Origin of the sequence: Octadecabacter antarcticus 307 (assembly GCF_000155675.2) — a bacterium.
Lineage (GTDB): Bacteria > Pseudomonadota > Alphaproteobacteria > Rhodobacterales > Rhodobacteraceae > Octadecabacter > Octadecabacter antarcticus.
The window spans coordinates 3,364,606-3,383,237 of record NC_020911.1 but is presented as its reverse complement, the minus strand read 5'-3'; the positions used below and the strand labels follow the sequence as shown (position 1 = coordinate 3,383,237).

11 protein-coding genes, 1 tRNA gene and 6 pseudogenes are annotated in these 18,632 nt (G+C 55.6%); 7 read left to right on the top strand and 11 right to left on the bottom strand.

Annotated elements, in window-relative coordinates:
* Positions 1 to 23: 23 nt before the first annotated feature.
* Positions 24 to 3,461 (bottom strand): bifunctional proline dehydrogenase/L-glutamate gamma-semialdehyde dehydrogenase PutA, encoded by a 3,438-nt coding sequence (putA, locus tag OAN307_RS17310; protein ID WP_015500897.1) that lies wholly within the window; start codon positions 3,459 to 3,461, stop codon positions 24 to 26.
* Positions 3,462 to 3,585: 124 nt separating this feature from the next.
* Here putA and OAN307_RS17305 point away from each other — a divergent pair, with 124 nt between their 5' ends.
* Together OAN307_RS17305 and OAN307_RS17300 are read left to right on the top strand one after the other, a co-directional pair.
* Entirely contained in the window at positions 3,586 to 4,065 is a 480-nt protein-coding gene (locus OAN307_RS17305; RefSeq protein WP_015500896.1) for an Lrp/AsnC family transcriptional regulator, read from the top strand.
* 36 nt (positions 4,066 to 4,101) lie between these two features.
* The gene (locus OAN307_RS17300; protein WP_015500895.1) at positions 4,102 to 4,638 is read left to right on the top strand and encodes a tetratricopeptide repeat protein; all 537 of its coding nucleotides are present in this window, start codon (positions 4,102 to 4,104) and stop codon (positions 4,636 to 4,638) included.
* A 31-nt stretch (positions 4,639 to 4,669) separates the two neighbouring features.
* Here OAN307_RS17300 and OAN307_RS17295 read toward each other — a convergent pair.
* Positions 4,670 to 6,238: pseudogene (locus OAN307_RS17295) on the bottom strand (IS256 family transposase).
* A gap of 297 nt (positions 6,239 to 6,535) precedes the next feature.
* Between OAN307_RS17295 and OAN307_RS17290 the strand changes: the two are divergent.
* Positions 6,536 to 6,621: transfer RNA gene (locus OAN307_RS17290), tRNA-Leu, on the top strand.
* Positions 6,622 to 7,065: 444 nt separating this feature from the next.
* On the opposite strand, the gene OAN307_RS17285 is transcribed toward OAN307_RS17290, so the two are convergent.
* The gene (locus OAN307_RS17285) at positions 7,066 to 7,836 is read right to left on the bottom strand and encodes a helix-turn-helix transcriptional regulator (RefSeq protein WP_015500894.1); all 771 of its coding nucleotides are present in this window, start codon (positions 7,834 to 7,836) and stop codon (positions 7,066 to 7,068) included.
* A 100-nt stretch (positions 7,837 to 7,936) separates the two neighbouring features.
* Between OAN307_RS17285 and OAN307_RS17280 the strand changes: the two genes are divergently transcribed.
* Positions 7,937 to 8,368: a hypothetical protein gene (locus OAN307_RS17280; protein ID WP_015500893.1), complete on the top strand. Its 432-nt coding sequence runs from the start codon at positions 7,937 to 7,939 to the stop codon at positions 8,366 to 8,368.
* A 161-nt stretch (positions 8,369 to 8,529) separates the two neighbouring features.
* On the opposite strand, the pseudogene OAN307_RS17275 reads toward OAN307_RS17280, so the two are convergent.
* A pseudogene (locus OAN307_RS17275) lies at positions 8,530 to 8,739 on the bottom strand (transposase domain-containing protein); the annotation flags it as partial.
* Positions 8,740 to 9,840: 1,101 nt separating this feature from the next.
* Positions 9,841 to 10,002 (bottom strand): annotated as a pseudogene (locus OAN307_RS28260) (IS5/IS1182 family transposase); the annotation flags it as partial.
* Between the two features lie 68 nt (positions 10,003 to 10,070).
* Between OAN307_RS28260 and OAN307_RS17265 the strand changes: the two are divergent.
* Positions 10,071 to 11,042, top strand: a pseudogene (locus tag OAN307_RS17265) (IS5 family transposase).
* 96 nt (positions 11,043 to 11,138) lie between these two features.
* Here the strand turns inward: OAN307_RS17265 and OAN307_RS17260 are convergent.
* The 5 genes and pseudogenes from OAN307_RS17260 to OAN307_RS29110 all read right to left on the bottom strand — a co-directional run bounded on the left by OAN307_RS17260 (position 11,139) and on the right by OAN307_RS29110 (position 15,644).
* A pseudogene (locus OAN307_RS17260) lies at positions 11,139 to 11,946 on the bottom strand (lytic murein transglycosylase).
* A gap of 228 nt (positions 11,947 to 12,174) precedes the next feature.
* Positions 12,175 to 13,887: a methionine--tRNA ligase gene (gene metG / locus OAN307_RS17255; RefSeq protein WP_015500890.1), complete on the bottom strand. Its 1,713-nt coding sequence runs from the start codon at positions 13,885 to 13,887 to the stop codon at positions 12,175 to 12,177.
* A gap of 54 nt (positions 13,888 to 13,941) precedes the next feature.
* Complete coding sequence (locus OAN307_RS17250) at positions 13,942 to 15,165, bottom strand: MFS transporter (protein ID WP_044043957.1); 1,224 nt, start codon at positions 15,163 to 15,165, stop codon at positions 13,942 to 13,944.
* Positions 15,166 to 15,203: 38 nt separating this feature from the next.
* The gene (locus OAN307_RS17245; RefSeq protein WP_015500888.1) at positions 15,204 to 15,422 is read right to left on the bottom strand and encodes a hypothetical protein; all 219 of its coding nucleotides are present in this window, start codon (positions 15,420 to 15,422) and stop codon (positions 15,204 to 15,206) included.
* Positions 15,423 to 15,461: 39 nt separating this feature from the next.
* Entirely contained in the window at positions 15,462 to 15,644 is a 183-nt protein-coding gene (locus OAN307_RS29110; protein WP_044043955.1) for a hypothetical protein, read from the bottom strand.
* A gap of 46 nt (positions 15,645 to 15,690) precedes the next feature.
* Between OAN307_RS29110 and OAN307_RS17235 the strand changes: the two genes are divergently transcribed.
* Positions 15,691 to 16,731 carry an aldo/keto reductase gene (locus OAN307_RS17235; RefSeq protein ID WP_015500887.1) on the top strand — a complete coding sequence of 347 codons (1,041 nt, stop codon included), beginning with the start codon at positions 15,691 to 15,693 and terminating at the stop codon, positions 16,729 to 16,731.
* Between the two features lie 613 nt (positions 16,732 to 17,344).
* Positions 17,345 to 17,542 (top strand): Panacea domain-containing protein, encoded by a 198-nt coding sequence (locus tag OAN307_RS17230; protein ID WP_044043953.1) that lies wholly within the window; start codon positions 17,345 to 17,347, stop codon positions 17,540 to 17,542.
* Here OAN307_RS17230 and OAN307_RS31665 read toward each other — a convergent pair.
* A pseudogene (locus OAN307_RS31665) lies at positions 17,543 to 18,631 on the bottom strand (IS110 family transposase).
* Position 18,632 lies beyond the last annotated feature (1 nt).

Here is an 18,632-nt window from a genome sequence, read left to right as displayed (position 1 = left end):
GACGGTCAAGACCCAATGCGTGTTCAGGTGCCGCCAACTTCCGCCAGAAGCGCCGCATTGCCGCCCGCTGCCGTGGTGTCAATGCAGATGTGGCGTTCGTGCAGGACGTGCCCCGCAACCAGCGCACCCGTGATCAGCGGCACGATGGCCCCTGTGCGGCGCGCCAGTGCGCGTTCATAGGCGCGTGCCGTGTCGTCATCGCCTTCCCAGATAACGGCTGCGCAGTCTAGTGTCAGCAGTGCGTCAGCCGGCAGGTTTCCTTCGGGAACCACCGGAACACCGCCAAGGACAGTCGCCGCATCTGCCTGCGACCCGACGTCTGGAATGATCGGGATGCCGCCAAGGGCTGTGATCGCGTCCGCCTGCGTGCGCGCGTCAGGTCCAAGACATGCGATGGGGCCACGCGGATGAACCGAAAGTCGGTTGGATTCACCTGTTGGGCCCGGCAGATCGACGGGTTCGGGTGACGGGATCGGTTGCACCTCCATCATGACGGCAAAGCGTGGCATATAAAGTGGGCCGCCTGCCTTTGGGCCTGTGCCAGAAAGTCCCTCTCCTCCAAAGGGTTGGCTGCCAACAACCGCGCCAATCTGGTTGCGGTTGACGTAGATATTGCCCGCATGGATATTTTCGACGACCTGCTGAACACGATCATCAATGCGGGTATGCAACCCGAACGTCAGCCCGTAGCCCGTCGCGTTGATGTCGGCGATAATCTTGTCGAGATCACCAGACTTGTAGGTCGCGATATGCAGCACAGGGCCAAATATTTCACGGGTCAGATCGCCGATGCCATTCACTCTGATGGCTGTTGGCGCGATGAATGTTCCCGCGTCTGGCGCGATCAGCGCGTGCAGCACGCGACCATCCAAGCGGGCGGCGTCGATGTGGTCTTGGATGCCGGCGCGCGCAGTTTCATCAATCACGGGGCCCACGTCGGTGGTCAGATGCCACGGATCGCCTATACGCAATTCGTTCATTGCGCCCTTCAGCATGTGGATCACTTTGTCGGCCACATCTTCCTGCACGTAAAGGCAGCGCAGCGCTGAACAGCGTTGGCCTGCCGATTGGAACGCCGATTGCAAGATGTCGCGCACCGCGTGTTCGGGCAGGGCTGTTGAGTCGACGATCATCGCGTTCAGCCCGCCGGTTTCGGCAATAAGCGGGGTTCCGGGGTCGCAATTTTCAGCCATTGTTGCGCGGATTTTCAGCGCCGTTGGGGTTGAACCGGTAAAGGCGACACCATTGATACGCGCGTCAGATGTGAGGGCCGCACCGATGTCGCCGCCACCGGGCAGCAGGTGCAGAACATCTGTTGGCACGCCTGCCTCAATCATCAATTGCACGGCGCGGTGCGCGATCAAGCCGGTTTGTTCAGCAGGCTTGGCAAGCACGGCATTGCCTGCTGCCAAAGCCGCCGAAACCTGCCCCGTAAAGATCGCGAGCGGGAAATTCCACGGCGAAATACAGGTCCAGATACCGCGTGGGGTCGGGTTTCGTGTCTCGGCCTCGGTCGCATAGTAATACAGGAAATCAACGGCTTCACGGATTTCCCCAACCGCGTCGAGGATGGTTTTACCGGCTTCACGGTGCAGCATCGCAAACAGTTCTTCGGCGTTGTCTTCGAAAGCAACGGCGACTTTGCGCAACACGTCGGCACGGTCGGCCGCGGGCAGATCCCACGGCGTCGCAGCGGCGATTGCATTTTTTGCGTCGTCGGGCGTGGCGAAGGTGATCTGGCCAACGGTGTCGTCAGGGACGGCGGGGTTGCGCATGGGGCTGGCTGTGGAATTTGAGTTTTCATGCCAAGAGGAAGACAGCGGTGTTGCGGTCCACCTGTGGGCATGAAACGGATCGCGCCCCTTGTCGATGTCAACCAGCGTCGGGCGGTGTGTGATGTCCCAGCCTTTGGCATTGGCGCGGTGGGGCGTGAACAAGTCCTGGCCTTTGGGCAGGTTCGGCGTGACGCCAACCTGATCAAACGGATCTGCGGCGACAACATCGGGTGACACATCTTCGTCGACGATCTGGTTCACAAACGATGAATTCGCACCATTTTCCAACAAGCGGCGCACAAGGTAGGCAAGCAGGTCTTCGTGCGCCCCCACAGGCGCGTAAATGCGGCAGTTGGTGGCGTTATCTTTCAGTACGATCTTATGCAGCGTTTCGCCCATGCCATGCAAACGCTGGAATTCATACGACTTTGCACTGACGCCCATATCATTTGCCAGATGCAGGATGGCCGCGACCGTGTGGGCGTTGTGGGTGGCAAATTGCGGATACAGTTGGTCGGTCAGCCCAAGCAATTTGCGCGCGTTCGCGATGTAGCTGACATCGGTGTGGGGCTTGGCCGTGAAAACGGGGAACCCGTCTATGCCAAGCACTTGCGCGCGTTTAATCTCAGCGTCCCAATAGGCGCCCTTAACAAGGCGGACCATCAGTTTGCGATCCGTGCGGGCCGCCAAATCGGCGAGCCAGTCGATCACATGGCCAGCGCGTTGACCGAAGGCCTGAACGACGACACCGAAACCGTCCCATCCGGCCAGTGCAGTGTCGGACACCACCGCTTCGATCACATCCAAAGACAGCGACAGACGGTCAGCTTCTTCGGCGTCGACATTAAACCCCTGACCTGCGGATTTGGCCAGCATTGCAAGGCTGCGCAGACGCGGCACGAGTTCGGCCATAACGCGATCGCGTTGGGCTTCTTCGTAGCGGGGATGCAGGGCGCTTAGTTTGACAGAAATGCCGGGGTTTTCGGCCACGGTGTCATTTATGCAGGCATCTGCAATCGACGCAATCGCGCGGCTATACGAAATGTGGTATTGCTTTGCGTCCTTTTCGGTCCGTGCGGCTTCGCCCAGCATATCGTAGCTGTAGGTGAACCCTTTGGCCTCCATGCCAGCGGCGCGTTTCATGGCCGATGTGATGTCTGTCCCCAAGACAAACTGGCGGCCCATTTCACGCATCGCACGCCCGACAGCCTTGCGAATGATAGGTTCACCGAGGCGTTTCACCGCAGAGCGCAAATGGCGCGTGATACCGGGTGTTTCGTCGTCTAGAACGCGGCCTGTCAGCATCAGCGCCCATGTCGACGCATTGACCAATGAGGAGGCAGATTTTCCTAAATGCGTGCCCCAGTTGGATGGCGCGATCTTATCTTCAATCAGGGCATCAATGGTGTCGGCATCCGGCACGCGCAACAGCGCTTCGGCCAGACACATCAGCGCAATGCCCTCGTCGGTGGACAGCCCATATTCTGCGAGAAACACTTCCATCAATCCCGGATCGGACGCGGCGCGGATGCGGCGCACAAGGTCCGCCCCCTGCTCTGCGATGGCGGCGCGATCTTGCGGCGTCAAATTGGCCTGCTTCACCAACCGTTCAAGCGCCACATGTTCGTCCAACAAATAGGCTGCATCAATTTGACTACGAAGTTTTCTTGCTGCACTTTTAGGCATGTGACGTCTCCAAAGGGCTTGATTTACAGATGAGTCTTTGATCCCATATACATCGCAATTGTGCGAAGATATGCCTGTGTTTGTCAGCACGGCGATACATATCGACTGAATTAGGGGGCGTTACATGGGCGAAGTGACTTCTGATATAGATGGGTTTGATCGCAAGATTCTGGACGTGATCGCAGTGGACGGTAGAATCACCGTGACCGATCTGGCCAAACGCATCGGGCTGTCCAAATCGCCAACACAAGCACGGTTGCGGCGACTGGAAGAAATCGGCGTTGTCCGAGGGTACCGCGCGCTGTTCGATCCGATTTTGCTGGGCCGGGACCATGTGGCCTTCGTTGAAGTAAAGCTCAGTGATACGCGCGAATCCGCGCTGGCGACTTTCAACGCCGCTGTGACGCGCATTCCCGAAATTGAACAATGCCACCTGATTGCAGGGGCGTTCGATTACCTTCTCAAGGTGCGCACCAGCGGCATGGGCAGCTATCGTCTTGTATTAGCTGACCGTTTGTCCACCTTGCCCCACGTCGCCAGTACATCGACATACGTGGCAATGCAGGCGGTAAAAGAAGAAGCAATCGCGCCAAAGGCGGGGTGAGTTGACGATTCCACAAACCGCGCCACCATATACATCATGAAATATGCAACTATATTCAGTTTCCTTGCCGCCCCCGCATTCGCAGACTGTTCGGTTGGAACGGATTATTCCGAAGAGATCGGGCAGATCGTCGGGCAGATGCAGGCCGCCCCTGATGAGGGCGCTGCGCGCGTATTGGCGGGAAAGATGTGGGAGATATGGCTGGATGCGCCGGATGAATTGGCGCAAGCGATGCTGGATAATGGACTGGCGCTTTTGCAAATGGGCGACCACACGAGCAGCCGCGCGGTGCTGGGCGAATTGATCGACTACTGTCCGGCGTACCCCGAAGGTTATAATCAACGCGCGTTTGCGGCGTTTCTACAAGGTGACTATGCCGCCGCGTTGGTCGATCTGGACGCAGCGATCGCGTTGCAGCCGGTGCATTTGGGCGCTTTGACTGGAAAGGCGCTGACACTGATCTCGATGGAGCGCAGGGACGAAGCACAAGAGGTTTTGCGAGCGGCCTTAGCGATCAATCCATGGCTGGCCGAGCGTGCGCTGCTGGATGAACCGGATGGCACCGATATCTGAGAGTTATGCGCGAAAGTTGGTGACGGTGTGATTAGGCGGCGTTCTGAGGTTGCTTGATCGTGTCCTTGAACTCAACCCCTTGCATGACTTCGGGCAGTCGGTTTGTGCCGCTGAGCTTTCGCCATTTCTTCTTGGCTGCCCCTTGCCTGACAGGGTATTGCGCAGCAATGTCCCGCGAAGGATCATCGGCTTGAAGACCATAGATAGGGCGGTTTTGCGGCTCAGGCAGCCTTTGGTTTTGCGTGTCTGATTGCGGACTGGGGCAAAGACGCTTTCAATCGGATTTGTCGTGCGGATGTGCTTCCAGTGTTTGGCTGGAAAGTCGTAGAAGGTAAGCAACGCGTCACGATCTTTGGTCAGCTTCTTGATAGCCCGCTCGTATTTCACGCCGTCGGTTTCCACAAACAGATCAAAGGCGACGATGGCCTCTTTCTTTGTTGCGGCCATCTATGACCCGGCAGGGCATGCTTGCATGCCTGAGAGGGCAGATGTCTTGCAGCCCTGCCTTGGGCTTTTCATGCAGAGGCTTCGGCATCGCGCCCGTGATGTTGGCCATCTTGTGGAGCCAGCAGCGTTGTTCGCGCGTGCTCGGATACACGTCCCGCAATGCGGTCCAAAAGCCCAGGGCACCATCCATTGCCCGGCAGTGCATTGTGCAACAATGTCACGTGAGGAGGAGCCACAGGCCAGATCGGGCGCAATCATCAGTCCCCGTTTTTTTAGGCTCCGAAGAAGATCACGCCCGTTGAGCGGCAACACATGCTTGCATGTGTGAGAGGGGGCTGTCCGCGTTCTCGCGGAACCCATCCATGATACCAAGAACATCCTTGTCGCCGTATTCGTCTGCGCCAATAATCACCAACATACATTGACGATCATCGTCCAGGCGCGGGTTGAAGTAGACACCGTCCGCCCAGATGTAGGCGTAGCGCTTGCCCCCCTCTCATGCATGCGACGCATGCACTGCCGGGCAACAGGTCAGATCGCGCTTGCGCCAGACCTTATACTCGTCCCACCAGGTTGCCTTAAGACGTGTGATTGTCGAAGACGACAACCCCTCGGCAGGCGGGCCCACCAACGAAGCCAGAGCCTCCCTGAAGTCCCCCGTCGAGATGCCCCCTCTCGGCGATGCAAGCATCGCCTGCCGGGCAGTGCTTGAGGTAAAGCCATGGCAGCAATTCCGCCACAGACTTTGCCTTGCGCAAATAGGGCGGGATAAGCGACGCGTTGAAATGGACCTTCATACCATCCGCGTTTGCACCACGGTCGCGCACCCGAGGAACCTGGACTGACACCTTGCCGATCCCCCTTCTCGGCAGATTGTTTCACAATCGCCTGTCCCGTTGCCGACAGGCCATGCTTTGCATGACCGAGAGGGGGCAATGGTCATAACTTCGCGCTCCGGCAGAAAGCCATGCTGCACCAGCCGCTGGCGACCCTCGTCGTTCAAAAGGTGGACGTGACCTTCCAGAAACTCCGACACCTCAGCGCGCACAGCAGTGGCCAGAAGCTCCCGTGCTCCTGCGCGCAGCACATCTGTCAACGGATCAGGTGAAAAATCGCTTGGTTTCGTGAAGTCGATAACTGTATTCTTGGTCATGTGGCATATCCCTTACTCAATGAGAATGCGGCGCGTCAACAACGCCATGATATGCCGCCCATCAGGGCCGTCACAAACTTTCAGCTATAACTCTATCTGACTAGAAATGCACTGGACGCGCGGCGCGATTTGCCTATGTTCACACCTTCTAGCCTGCATGGTGGAACGGTAGGCACTGGAGACTTAAAATTCTTGTGTCTGTGCGGTAAAATGCATACGGAGCAAGGCGTTGCGACTGAGAGACTGTTTTCATGCCCGATATAGGCCCGATGCAGAAAATTAAAGACAACGCCGGATGCGGGCGTGATGGAATGGTAGACATACCAGACTTAAAATCTGTTGGGCGTATGCCCGTGTGGGTTCGAATCCCACCGCCCGCACCAAATTATATTGAAAATTCTCTTAAATTCAGGTCGCTAGCCATTTCTTAGTTTGTCTGGTCCCCCTATTAGTCCCCCTTCGTTCGGCTGGTGCTCGTATGAAAGAGGGCTTCGTTAGAGTCGCTAGCGACTTCGTAAATGACAGATACACAGAGAGTTCTCTTCTGGGCACCATTATATTCTAATTTACTATTTATTATCAGTAAATTATGGTGAGCGTTCGGTGAACCCGACCTTTCGGATCAGTTTGGGGCGGTTTTGGCAGAAATGTGCCGCAGCGCGGCTAGAAAACCGACCTCTGAGCGTGGTGCCGCGAGATTCGCCGCCTAAGCGTCGGTCTGCGGACTCTTCCGCCGCTCGCAGCAATCGTGAAACGCGCACCATTTTGGAAAACCACCATCACCTTGGGTATGGGTTTCTAATGTCTTCGGTTAGGGATGAACGCTCTTACCTCAACGCCATGAAATACGCTTCTGTTTCCGCATTTTCTGGGAAAAACAATTCGACCCGACGCTCGCTCATATTGATGTCTTGGGCTGTCGTGAACTCTGCGAGCATCGTGAAGAGCGAAAGGGTGTGTTCGCCCACCCGCGCCTGCAGGGTTAAATAGGGACCGCTATCAGAAAATGAAGCGAGATCTTTATTGGCCAAACGGGGGTCCGCGATAAGACGGTTATAAACCTCCATAAGCGGGCCCTGCCTGCCCGTACGGACGCTTTCGACCTGCAACCGTAGCAATGTCCATGCGGCGATTTCGTCCCAATTCAGAAAAATTGGTGTCTCTGGATCATCATTTATCAAGGCGTCTACCACACTCATCGAGCCATGCATGGGTAAGAACTGCATCAAATGCATGGCAGAGGTGTTACCGCCAACAATTTGCCAGGCACTATTGATAATGATTGCGGGCATGGGAGCATGGTTTTCGAGTATGGTCGTCATCGCATCCATCATTGGAGCGAGATCAACGTCGCCTATATCCAGTGCTAGATATTCAGGGGAGAAACCGACGGCGAGCAACGCATCATTTACAACGTGCTTGGGCATATCAAGTACACGAGCCAAAGTCAGTACGCTGCCCCGGCTAGGCCGAGAACGGCCTGTTTCCAGAAAACTTATATGACGGCTGGATAGCCCGGACTCGGCAGACAGCGCCAACTGGCTAAACCGGCGAATGTTCCTCCAGTGCTTGATGATATTTCCAAAAGATGTGCTCATACGTTTTTATACATCCTGCGATACAAAATACACTTACCTACTAGGTAATTGTTTTGCCTATCTGCGTCATCCTAAGACTAGTCATCAAAAGGAGAGAGATATGACGCCGAATACCGCCGCCCGCATTGTCGGGCTCACAGGATGGGGATTAATGATTTTTGGGGTGCCCTTTGTTTCCATTGCCTTCGCCGGTTATGACAGCTTCGCCCATGCCTCAATTGATTTTCTTGATTTTTCACGAACCCATACAGAAACCCTGACCCGGGATGCTCGCCTTTTCGGGGCTGTCTTTGCCGGATTAATTACCGGATTTGGCGCGCTCTATGCATTCGGCATCGCCCCGCTACTTAAGGTAAGAAACATCGAAGCCAACCGCATCGCAAGGCGCGCAGGTATCATCGCAGCCATCGTTTGGTTCGTCGTCGACAGCACAGGTAGCGTCGCCTCTGGTGTCTGGTCAAACGCCATGTTCAACGTGATCTATCTGCTTTTGTTAGTCGTGCCGTTAGCGATGGTAGAATTTGAGCGTTAGCGGTAGATTCCCCAATCTAGACACAGAACTCATATCGAACACAACGGATACTCATTGCAGTCATCCGATGGTTTTTGTCGGGTTCATCGCTTCAATCTAGGTTCCAATGGCGGCTTTAGGTAAACAGCCTACTTGTCTTCGCACCTGCAGAAACGCGTTGATTATGCTTCCAGAGCGGCAAAGCGCCAAGGCATAAGCTCATCGAGGCGCGTCATCTTGTGATCTGCGATGCGGCCAAGAACCCATGTCAGCCAAGCTTGCGGATCGACGTTGTTGAGCTTGGCGGTCTCAATCACAGTACAGGCGATGGCCATAGCTTTGCCGCCCCTTTCAGAACCCGTGAACATCCAATTCTTGCGGCCAATTGCGATACCCATCAATCGACCGATGACACCCCTTTAAAACTCGTCCGCCGCTACTGTAAGCGTGTTTTTCATAATTTTCTCTATCTATTAAATGGCTGAAATTATCTTTGATAGCCAAACCAGCCAGGTTGAAGTTGAATGATTTGCCTTGGTTTAACACAGGGGGTGCCCCCCCTCCCATTGCCTGGGACATGGGTTCAGGAAGAGGGGGCTGGGGGAACTTTACACGGGAGGAGAATGTGTAAAGTTAGACAGGTATTTGACCCACTTTTTGGATCACCCTAAGTTCACCTTAGGTGCTTTCAAGGTACACTTGAGGTGCATCCGAAGCAACTTTACATAAGCGTATTTGAGGTACGCTTATGTATATCTCAGGTACCCACAAGTTTGACTCGAGGAGTGACCAGAGGGGTCATGGCGAAGCTTACCCTAGCGTATTAAATTGGTTGGCGATATTAATGAGATATCTGATGAAAATTACCCCGCCTTGCAAAAAATACCTCAGGCGAAATCTATGCCTAAGCCCTAAGCCCTAAGCCCTAAGCCCTAAGCCCTAAGCCCTAAGCCCTAAGCCCTAAGCCCTAAGCTCTAAGCTCGGTGCTCGGTGCTTGTCAGTCATTCGTTAAGCCTCAGTTTAAAGACTCACATTTTTGATCGTCGCTTGCGTCATCCGTCGACCACTGGACCCGCGACCTGTCCGCAGGCGTGCCACCCATCGATGTTAGGCAAAGCTGCAACTGCCCATAGATTCTGATAGGGCAATCCGGCTCATGCGTTCGCGTTAGAAGTCTGCAAGCGATTGCGACAATCCATCTGTCGGACGCACAAAGCCACGGCATTTCGGCGGCAAAATCTTGCCATGCCTCAGCTTCAATCACCTCTAAATTGCTAGGCACTGACCCCAAGGCGTTGAAGGTAGGCTCTGCGCGCTAATCGAACCGCTCGGGGTGCTTTGCGGCCTGTCCGGTCACTTTGGCGATTGCTATCGACGTTCTATTGCGTGGCATTTGGAAACCCCTGAATTGGGGTTGCGAAGGTTTTGTTCCTCACACCGGCTTTGTTGCACAAATCGCCCTTATGGCGTGCTTCCCCTGACCCCTGACGGATTCAGCCTACAGTAACGGTGTTTGGGATGCCAAGGGCGGTGAAGCCGTTGAGTATCGCGGCACGGATTTGGACTTCCGCAACTTGCCGGTCAAAGTCTCGTGCGGCCAGGCGCTGCCCGAGTAGTTTCAAACAATGCATCTTTGTCTCAACACGACTCCTGCGGGGCTTTGTTGCACAAATAGTCTCGTATCAGGGATTCATGTTGTAAATCCAGCATGGTAGCTGGCGTCATGAGTAAACCTATCGCCCCGATTTACCGCACGAGGAACTGGCCTGAGTATAACAAGGCCCTGAAGCGACGCGGGTCACTGACCATTTGGTTTAACCCAGAGGTCACTTGGAAAGCTGCGCCTACCGTTGCCCGGCAGTGGTTTGTTTGCAAACCATGAGAGGGGGGCAAACGGGGCCGCCAGCCACGCTATAGCGATGCGGCGATCCAAGCCTGTCTCACGTTGAAAGTGCTGTTCGGAATGCCTTTGAGGCAGGCGACGGGCTTTGTGGAAAGCCTGTTGAAATTGATCGACCTTGACTGGGAGGTCCCAGACTTCAGCACGTTATGTCGGCGTCAGAAAAGGCTATCGGTTACCATCCCGTATCAGGGCTCAAAGGGCCCGCTAAACCTCCTTATCGACAGTACCGGCATCAAAGTTGAGGGCGAAGGTGAGTGGAACGCTCGCAAGCATGGCGGGCCGAAACGTCGGGTGTGGCGCAAGATACATATAGGGATTGATGAAGAAACGTTGGAGATACGCGCGGTCGAAGTGACGAGTAGCAGCATTGGAGACCCACCCATGTTGCCCAACCTTCTCGGTCAGATCACACCAGATCAGAAGATTGGCAGTGTCACAGCAGATGGGGCATATGACACCCGCAAATGCCATGATGCGATTGCGGCCCGCAATGCCCGTGCTGTCATCCCGCCACGCAAGAATGCCAAGCTATGGAAGCCGGATACGCTGGGGGCCAGAGCCCGAAACGAAGCGGTACAGTCCTCAAAGGATCTCGGCCGCGCTCAATGGCGTCGCTTGAGCGGATACCACCGCAGGAGTCGTGTTGAGACAAAGATGCATTGTTTGAAACTACTCGGGCAGCGCCTGGCCGCACGAGACTTTGACCGGCAAGTTGCGGAAGTCCAAATCCGTGCCGCGATACTCAACGGCTTCACCGCCCTTGGCATCCCAAACACCGTTACTGTAGGCTGAATCCGTCAGGGGTCAGGGGAAGCACGCCATAAGGGCGATTTGTGCAACAAAGCCTACATGAGGCCGGGTTTTTTTAAGACAAAAACAATGCTAAAGTTATTGAAGGCGGGCGGCCGACAGCGAAATGGCCTTTTGGTCGACGGTTGCGGCGTTCCAGTCGTTTAGGACGCGAAAGTTGGCACTGCCTTCTTGAAAGCTTTGACTGGGCTGCCAGCCTTTTTGACGCAGGAAATTGGCGGTTGACGCAAGGCTATCTCTAATCGAATACAAGTCGACATGCCCGTTACCGTCAGCGTCCACGCCGTAGCGCAGCGCATTGCCGGGTAGGAACTGTGTGTGGCCCATCTCACCATGCGCAGCACCTTGTTGGTTTGGGCCAAGTCCACCCTGATCGACCAACATTAGTGCGGCGATGGCGTGGGGTGTAAAGAACGCGGCGCGGCGACAGTCGTAGGCGACGGTGGTGATGCTATCGACCACAGGCGTGCTGCCCATCCAGCGGCCAAAACCATTTTCCATACCGTGGATCGTCAGCAAAATAACGGTGGGGACACCGTAAGCCTGTTTAAGCGAGGTGTGGAAATTGGGGTTTTTATTCTGCTCGCGCCGCATCTGGCTGGCAAAACTGTCGAGCGAGCGAGCCGAGGGGAATGCGGATGAAGTCGTTCAATTCATACCGCACACCCGTCTGGTTGCGATCAGCGCGGATGGTGGAGGTGGAATACTGTGCGTTGGTCAAGGCTTATAGGCCTGCCTGACCCACGCCAGCCGCGGCGGCTTCTTGGGCAAAAGCCAGTTTCCACCCGTAAAATCCGGACGCGTCATTGCCGCACGTGGCGGAAAGGGCAGCGGTCGCACCCAAAGCAGTTGCGGCGGTGAGGGCGGCGGCAAGCAGACTACGCATACTGAAGCTCCGGTCAAAAATCTGATTTGCAGAAGGTTAGTAGGTTTTAGCGGCCTGTTAAGTCAGGAATTTGTGACCTGTCAAAATCGCAATACTGGCGGAACAGCTCGGGTGGTTGCCCCGCCTTATTGTGGCCGTCATCGCCGCATTTTCACAGACGGTGACTTCCCAACACTAGGTTACCCCACAAAAGGCGGCGTGTCGGACAGTGCAGATTGAACCGACGCGTTAGTCGCGGGTTCCGGCGAACTTTTCGACCCATTCTTCCCGTTGTTCGTCAGAAATTTTGGCGAACAGATTGTCTGGGACAGTAAACGCGTGTCCTGCGGACAGCGCGCGCGCGGATGCGTTCATGTCGTCGGGCCAGTCCATATCCATCGTGTTCATTGCTGATAACAACGTGGCAGACGCGGTCGGGATGAATGGCGCTGAAAGAACAGCGTAAATACGGATCAGGTTAAGCGCGAGCCGGATTTGCGCCGCTGCCTTGTCGGGGTCTTCCTTAAACACCGACCACGGTGCGGCGGCCTGCAAATATTCGTTGCCAGCGGCCCACATTGCGCGCAATTCGGCGGCGGCTTTGCGTACTTCTATGGCATCCATAGCGGCCTGATACGTCGTCAGGCGGGTTTGCAGATCAGCGATAAGTTTGTTCTCAGCGTCGCCGTATTCGCCACCCGCTGGCACGGCTTCGGAGAATTTTGAACGGCAGAATTTCGTAACACGGGACACGAAGTTACCCAATACATCGGCGAGGTCTTTGTTCGTGTCCACCTGGAACGCGTCCCAAGTGAATTCTGAATCCGAGGTTTCAGGTGCGCGCGACAACAGCCACCAGCGCCAATAGTCCGCCGGTAGGATTTCAAGCGCTTGATCCATGAACACACCGCGCCCGCGTGATGTGGAAAATTGCCCGCCATCGTAGTTCAAAAAGTTGAACGATTTCAGGTAGTCGACCCGTTTCCAAGGTTCACCAGATCCGATGATCGTGGCGGGAAAGCTCAGCGTGTGGAACGGCACATTATCTTTGCCCATGAACTGCGTATAGCGCACATCATCGGCGCCTTTATCCGTGCGCCACCAGCGCGCCCAATCTTGGCCACCGGTCGCGTCTGACCATTCTTGCGCGCAGGCGATGTATTCGATGGGCGCGTCAAACCAGACGTAGAAAACCTTGTCTTCCATACCGGGCCAAGGGGCGTCGCCGCGCATCACGGGCACGCCCCAGTCAAGGTCACGGGTGATGCCACGGTCCTGCAAACCGTCGCCGTCGTTCAGCCATTTCTTTGCAATCGACGTCGTCAGAACGGGCCAGCCTGTCTGGCTGTCGATCCATGCCTCAATTTCGTCCTTGAGCTTGGATTGCAGCAGATACAAATGTTTGGTGTCGCGCATTTCCAGATCGGTTGAACCGGAAATTGTCGAATACGGATTGATCAAATCGACTGGATCCAGCTGCTTCGTGCAATTGTCGCACTGATCGCCACGCGCTGATTCAAAACCGCAGTTGGGGCAGGTGCCTTCGATGTAGCGATCCGGCAGGTATCGCCCGTCTTCATGGGAATACATCTGGGTTTCCATGCGTTCTTCGATCAACCCGTTGTCGGCCAGAACACCGGCAAAGTGCTGCGTTAAGGCGCGGTTTTGCAGCGAAGAGGACCGTCCGTAGTGATCAAACGACAACCCGAACCTCGTGGCTAAATCCGCTTGTACAGTCCACATCTCGGCGCAATAGTCTGCAACTGGTTTGCCTGCTTTGGCGGCGGCCAGTTCAGCGGGGGTGCCGTGCTCATCCGTGGCGCACAAAAACAGCACTTCATGGCCACGCCCGCGCAGATAGCGTGCGTACAGATCAGCGGGCAATTGACTGCCGATCAGGTTGCCGAGGTGTTTGATCCCGTTGATATACGGAATCGCCGATGTGATGAGGTGACGTGCCATGTTTTCCTGCCAATACGCTGTTAGGTGTGGTGTAGCGCGAAGGTTGGCGTGATACTAGCGGTCGCGCGTTCGCCTCAGCAGCCGCCCGATCGTAAACGATGTGCGGGGGGTATAGACGTAGGGTGTGCGGTCTTCGCGGGTGTCGCGCACGCGCATCCGCCGCAGGCCGAAGATGACCAGCAAGACATGGCCCGCAGATATGAAATAGAACAACGCGGACGGGCCGAACGCCTCGATCAGCAATGATGTGCCCCACGGGGCTGCAATCGCGCCAACCGCATAAAAGAACATCAAGGCGGCCGACAATTCCACGCGTTCTTCGTTGGTGGCAAAATCATGGGCGTGGGATGCGGCGACGGAATAGACGGGAAACGTGGTCAGTCCGAAAAGTGCGGCACTTATCATCACGCCCGCAGTGCCAAGACCGGAGGCGGCGACTGTCACCGCGCAAGAAAACACTGATGCCACTGACAACCACACCAAGATCCAGCGTCGGTCATATTTATCCGCCAACCAACCGATCGGATATTGTGCTGCGGCACCGCCGGCCACGAAGGCCGCCAGAAACAGGCCGATCTGGGTGGCCGCCAGCCCGACCTCCTGGCCATAAATCGGGCCGACCATTCTGAACGATGCGCTGGACAATGCGGCGACCAAAACACCCGCAACTGCCAGCGGTGACAAACGCCACGCAAGGGAGGGGCGCAGGCGCGGAGCGCTGGGCGTTTCGGGTTGTGGCACGCGGGTCAGGGCCAGCGGCAGCATCGCCGCACAGCACAGGATCGTCAGTAGGTTGTAGGCGATGTAGGTTTCCATGCTGGCCAAGGTGCCGATCATCAGCTGCGCGATCAGGCTGCCGCCCATGTCTACGACGCGGTAAAGGCCCATGGCACGACCGCGTGATGCATTGGTGACTTTGGCCTGCAGCCAGCTTTCGATCACGGTGTAACATCCCGCGATGCAAATGCCCGACATGATGCGCAGCAGCGCCCAAGCTGTCGGATCGAAGATCAGAATATGCCCCGCCATGCCAATCGCCCCCATGGCGGTGAACGCGGCGAATGCGCGGCTATGGCCGACGTCCCCCATGAGGCGTGGTGCCCACCAGCAACCGATAAAGAAGCCCAAGAAATGCATGGACCCGAGGAAGCCAACCTCGCCACGGCTGAAACCGTTCTGCAATCCTGCAAGCGCATCCAGAGGGCCAACGGCACCTGACGACAGTTGCAACAACAACACCGACAAAAACAATGCAGCAAAGGAAACGATCATACGCATTGGGTCATAAAAGCCGATTGCGCAGGGATAACTGCGGCTTAATCGACATCTGGTGTCGCAGTCGGGCGATCGCACAAGGTCCGCGACACATTGTGATAGGTCGTGTGTCCGCCTAAACGCCGTTCAGACGCGCGCAGGCACAGCGTTTTCGCCAGCGCCGGATGCAGCAGTTGCGGCGGTAAGGTCTGATCACAGACGCGGTCTTCGACCTGTACACGCATCTTGATGATCATCCGGTGCTTGGTGGGAAACGACATCGTTTGCGCCGCAACCCCGTCAACAAAGCGTTTGTTAATTTAGGTATTGAGCGAAAAGACTGTAAACAGTCCGACAGTTGCCATCAACACAGCCCATCCCGCCCAACGACGGCGGTCGCACAAATGCATGCGGCGCAATTCGCCGTTAAACCGTTTGCAGGTGCTTTCGTTCCGGTCATCCATATTTTTGGTGTAATTGTTGGTTCGGGGTTGTGCAGCCATTTGTGGTCTTTATGTTTTTGCGAAACGCAGCAGCAGAGGCACGCAGATGAAGCAGATCGAACTTGGGCGCACTGGAATTATGGTCAGCGATTGGTGCCTTGGCACGATGACGTTTTCGACACAGACCCCGCAAGACGATGCGCACCGCCAAATTGATATGGCCTTGGACGCGGGACTGAATTTTCTCGACACTGCGGAAATGTATCCGGTCAATCCGATGCGCAAAGACACTGTCGGCAATTCCGAAAAGTGCATTGCTGAATGGATCACCAAGACCGGACGGCGCAAGGATGTGGTTATCGCCACAAAAGCTGGTGGTGATAGCCCGCTGATCCGTGGCGGTGCGGGTTTCACGCCTGAGAATATCCTTGATGTTTTGGATGGTAATCTGGCGCGGCTTGGCACTGATTACATCGATCTGTATCAGTTACACTGGCCGGCACGCGGGTCGTATATGTTCCGCCAGAACTGGACTTTTGATCCAAGCGGGCAGAGCCGTGCACAGACGATGGATCACATCGCCGGGGTGCTGGACAAGTTAAAGCAGGCGCAAGACGCGGGCAAAATTCGTGCCTTTGGTTTGTCCAATGAAAGCGCGTGGGGGACGACGAAATGGATCGATGTGGCGACAGAATTGGGCGCGCCGCGTGTGGCGTCTGTGCAGAACGAATATTCGCTGCTGTGCAGGCTGTATGACACTGATATGGCGGAAATGTCGGTCAACGAGGACGTGGTTTGTTTTTCATTCTCACCACTGGCGACAGGGCTTTTGACAGGTAAATATCAGAATGGTGTGGTGCCGGACGGGTCGCGCATGACTTACGGGCCGCAGCTGGGCGGGCGGGTGCAGCCGCGTGTGTTTGACGCCGTGGATGCTTATCTAAAGGTGGCGCAAAAACACGACATGTCGCTGGCGCATATGGCGATGGCGTTCCAGCGGTCCCGCCCGTTCAAGGTCAGCGCGATTTTCGGCGCGTCCACATCGGCGCAACTGGCAGAGTTGTTGGCGGGCAAAGATATTGAACTATCGGCTGAGGTCTTGGCAGATATCGACACCGCCCACCGCGCCCACCCGATGCCGTTTTAGGTACTGCATTCATGGCCGTGATCCAGCGGAGCGGCTACGCCGCGCGTGATGTTTAATTTTGTCCGTTTGGCTGCCAGATCGCGCACATTTTGCGTGGTGCGGGTTGAACGGTTGGTGCCTCCGGAGTGGATATTTACGGCCTTATGTATCGAACGCACCAAAAATATAGCTGATCTTTCCGCCCATGTGAATCACAATAGGGCATGCAGGATAAAACCATCAACAACGCGCTGCTGGCACTGTATCGCACTGGCGAAGCGAGGCATGACGTAGAGGCCATAATGGACCTGCGCGGCGTTGATAGACCCCAGCGGATGCACGACAGGCCGTTATCGAGCAGGTAAGCGCAAGCGGATCGTGTTGGCGATGCTGCCGTGCACTACGTCAGACGTGGCAGACGTTATACAAGCTGAACTGGTGGGGGTGTCGCGCAAGAGTGCCGTGCAACGGGCCTACATAGCACTGTGTCGGCTTTGGGATAGCGGGCATGTGGTGCAGGACTTCGGGCCGGATGGGTGTTTATGGCGGATTGGAATCTAGCCCGGCGTGGATTTGGGTAATGCGGGGATAACATTTTGCTATAAGGATTCCATTGTTAGAAAAATCAACCTGTATGCAGTTTATGATGTTCAAAATTGCGACAGGACCAGATTCGACCGCATCAAAAAATCAGCAAGATTTTTTGATTGTGGAAAGCTGTGAGCGTGGCGATTTACTAACTCCGCTTAAGCTGCAAAAGCTGATGTTTTACTCGGACGCATGGTTTGTGGCGCTCCACGACGAAGAGTTAACAAACGAGTATCCGTCTTGATCAAGCCCCCTTTTCCACCCAATTTCGATTTGCTTTGATGAGGGCGTTGGCGAGTTCAATGAGCTTTCGCATGAGCGTCGTAAGGGCGACTTTTGGTGGCTTTCCAGCTTTAATCATGGCTTGGTATTTGGTCTTGAGATCGGGGTTGTGCCGCATCGCCACAAGGGCAGGCATATAGAGTGCGTCCCGCACTACTTTCCGGCCGCCCTGAATGAATGATTTTCCTCGCCATTGGCCCGATTGACGCGTCATCCACTGCCCTCTCACACATGCTTGCATGTGTGAGAGGGGGGCTAGATGTTCCAGTCAAACTGGCCACCTGCATTCTGTCCACTCGATCTCAGGCATCCACTGCCCGGCAGTGATTTGCATGCAAATCATGAGAGGGTCTATCAAAATGGTGGCAGCACAGACCGCGCCGATGTCCCGTTGCCCGGCAGTGCATGCTCGCATGCATGAGAGGGGGGAATTGAGCGAAGAATTTTCATCGAATGCGCCAGCGTGTCGTTGGAGTGTATCAGACGATCAACCTCAGCATTGATTTCAGCGATTTGTCTTTCAACTTGAGCCAAGCGGGCTTTGCTTTGACGGCAAGTGATGGACAGGGTTTGGGTTTTCAGACGGCTCATGATGCTGGTGCGATCTTTGATTAATCCTGAACGAAATGCGCGTAACTCCTTCAGATCGTGCTGTATTTTTGTGGCTGGCTCATCTGGTTCTAACACAAAAGCAATCCCCATAACGGCCAGCATTTTGGCATCCATTGCCTGGCAGGCGATGTTTACATCGCTGAGAAGGGACGGCGTCGGTTTTTGCGCGTACGCCTTGTGCCTGAGCAAACCGGCGCGCCTGCAAGGGGTTCACTTTTACCAATGGCAAATACCCGCCTAGGGCCCGTTCTAGACCACTGTGGTAGGCGCCTGTTGCTTCATAAATAACGCGTGTCACTGGCGTCTTTGCGCAGAACTTGGAAAGCGCCTTAAATCCTGCAGGGCAATTGCTAAACGACATCATCTTCCCGTCGCTCAACCGGTGAATATCCAGTTTGAACCGGCCCGGCTTTACCGGAGGGCAAAACTCTCGGAGAATT

Coding starts and splice junctions, on each gene's coding strand:
- OAN307_RS17250 (WP_044043957.1), bottom strand. CDS start 15,165: ATGCGTATGATCGTTTCCTTTGCTGCATTGTTTTTGTCGGTGTTGTTG.
- OAN307_RS17285 (WP_015500894.1), bottom strand. CDS start 7,836: ATGAGCACATCTTTTGGAAATATCATCAAGCACTGGAGGAACATTCGC.
- putA (WP_015500897.1), bottom strand. CDS start 3,461: ATGCCTAAAAGTGCAGCAAGAAAACTTCGTAGTCAAATTGATGCAGCC.
- OAN307_RS17280 (WP_015500893.1), top strand. CDS start 7,937: ATGACGCCGAATACCGCCGCCCGCATTGTCGGGCTCACAGGATGGGGA.
- OAN307_RS17245 (WP_015500888.1), bottom strand. CDS start 15,422: ATGTCGTTTCCCACCAAGCACCGGATGATCATCAAGATGCGTGTACAG.
- OAN307_RS17300 (WP_015500895.1), top strand. CDS start 4,102: ATGAAATATGCAACTATATTCAGTTTCCTTGCCGCCCCCGCATTCGCA.
- OAN307_RS29110 (WP_044043955.1), bottom strand. CDS start 15,644: ATGGCTGCACAACCCCGAACCAACAATTACACCAAAAATATGGATGAC.
- metG (WP_015500890.1), bottom strand. CDS start 13,887: ATGGCACGTCACCTCATCACATCGGCGATTCCGTATATCAACGGGATC.
- OAN307_RS17235 (WP_015500887.1), top strand. CDS start 15,691: ATGAAGCAGATCGAACTTGGGCGCACTGGAATTATGGTCAGCGATTGG.
- OAN307_RS17305 (WP_015500896.1), top strand. CDS start 3,586: ATGGGCGAAGTGACTTCTGATATAGATGGGTTTGATCGCAAGATTCTG.
- OAN307_RS17230 (WP_044043953.1), top strand. CDS start 17,345: ATGCAGTTTATGATGTTCAAAATTGCGACAGGACCAGATTCGACCGCA.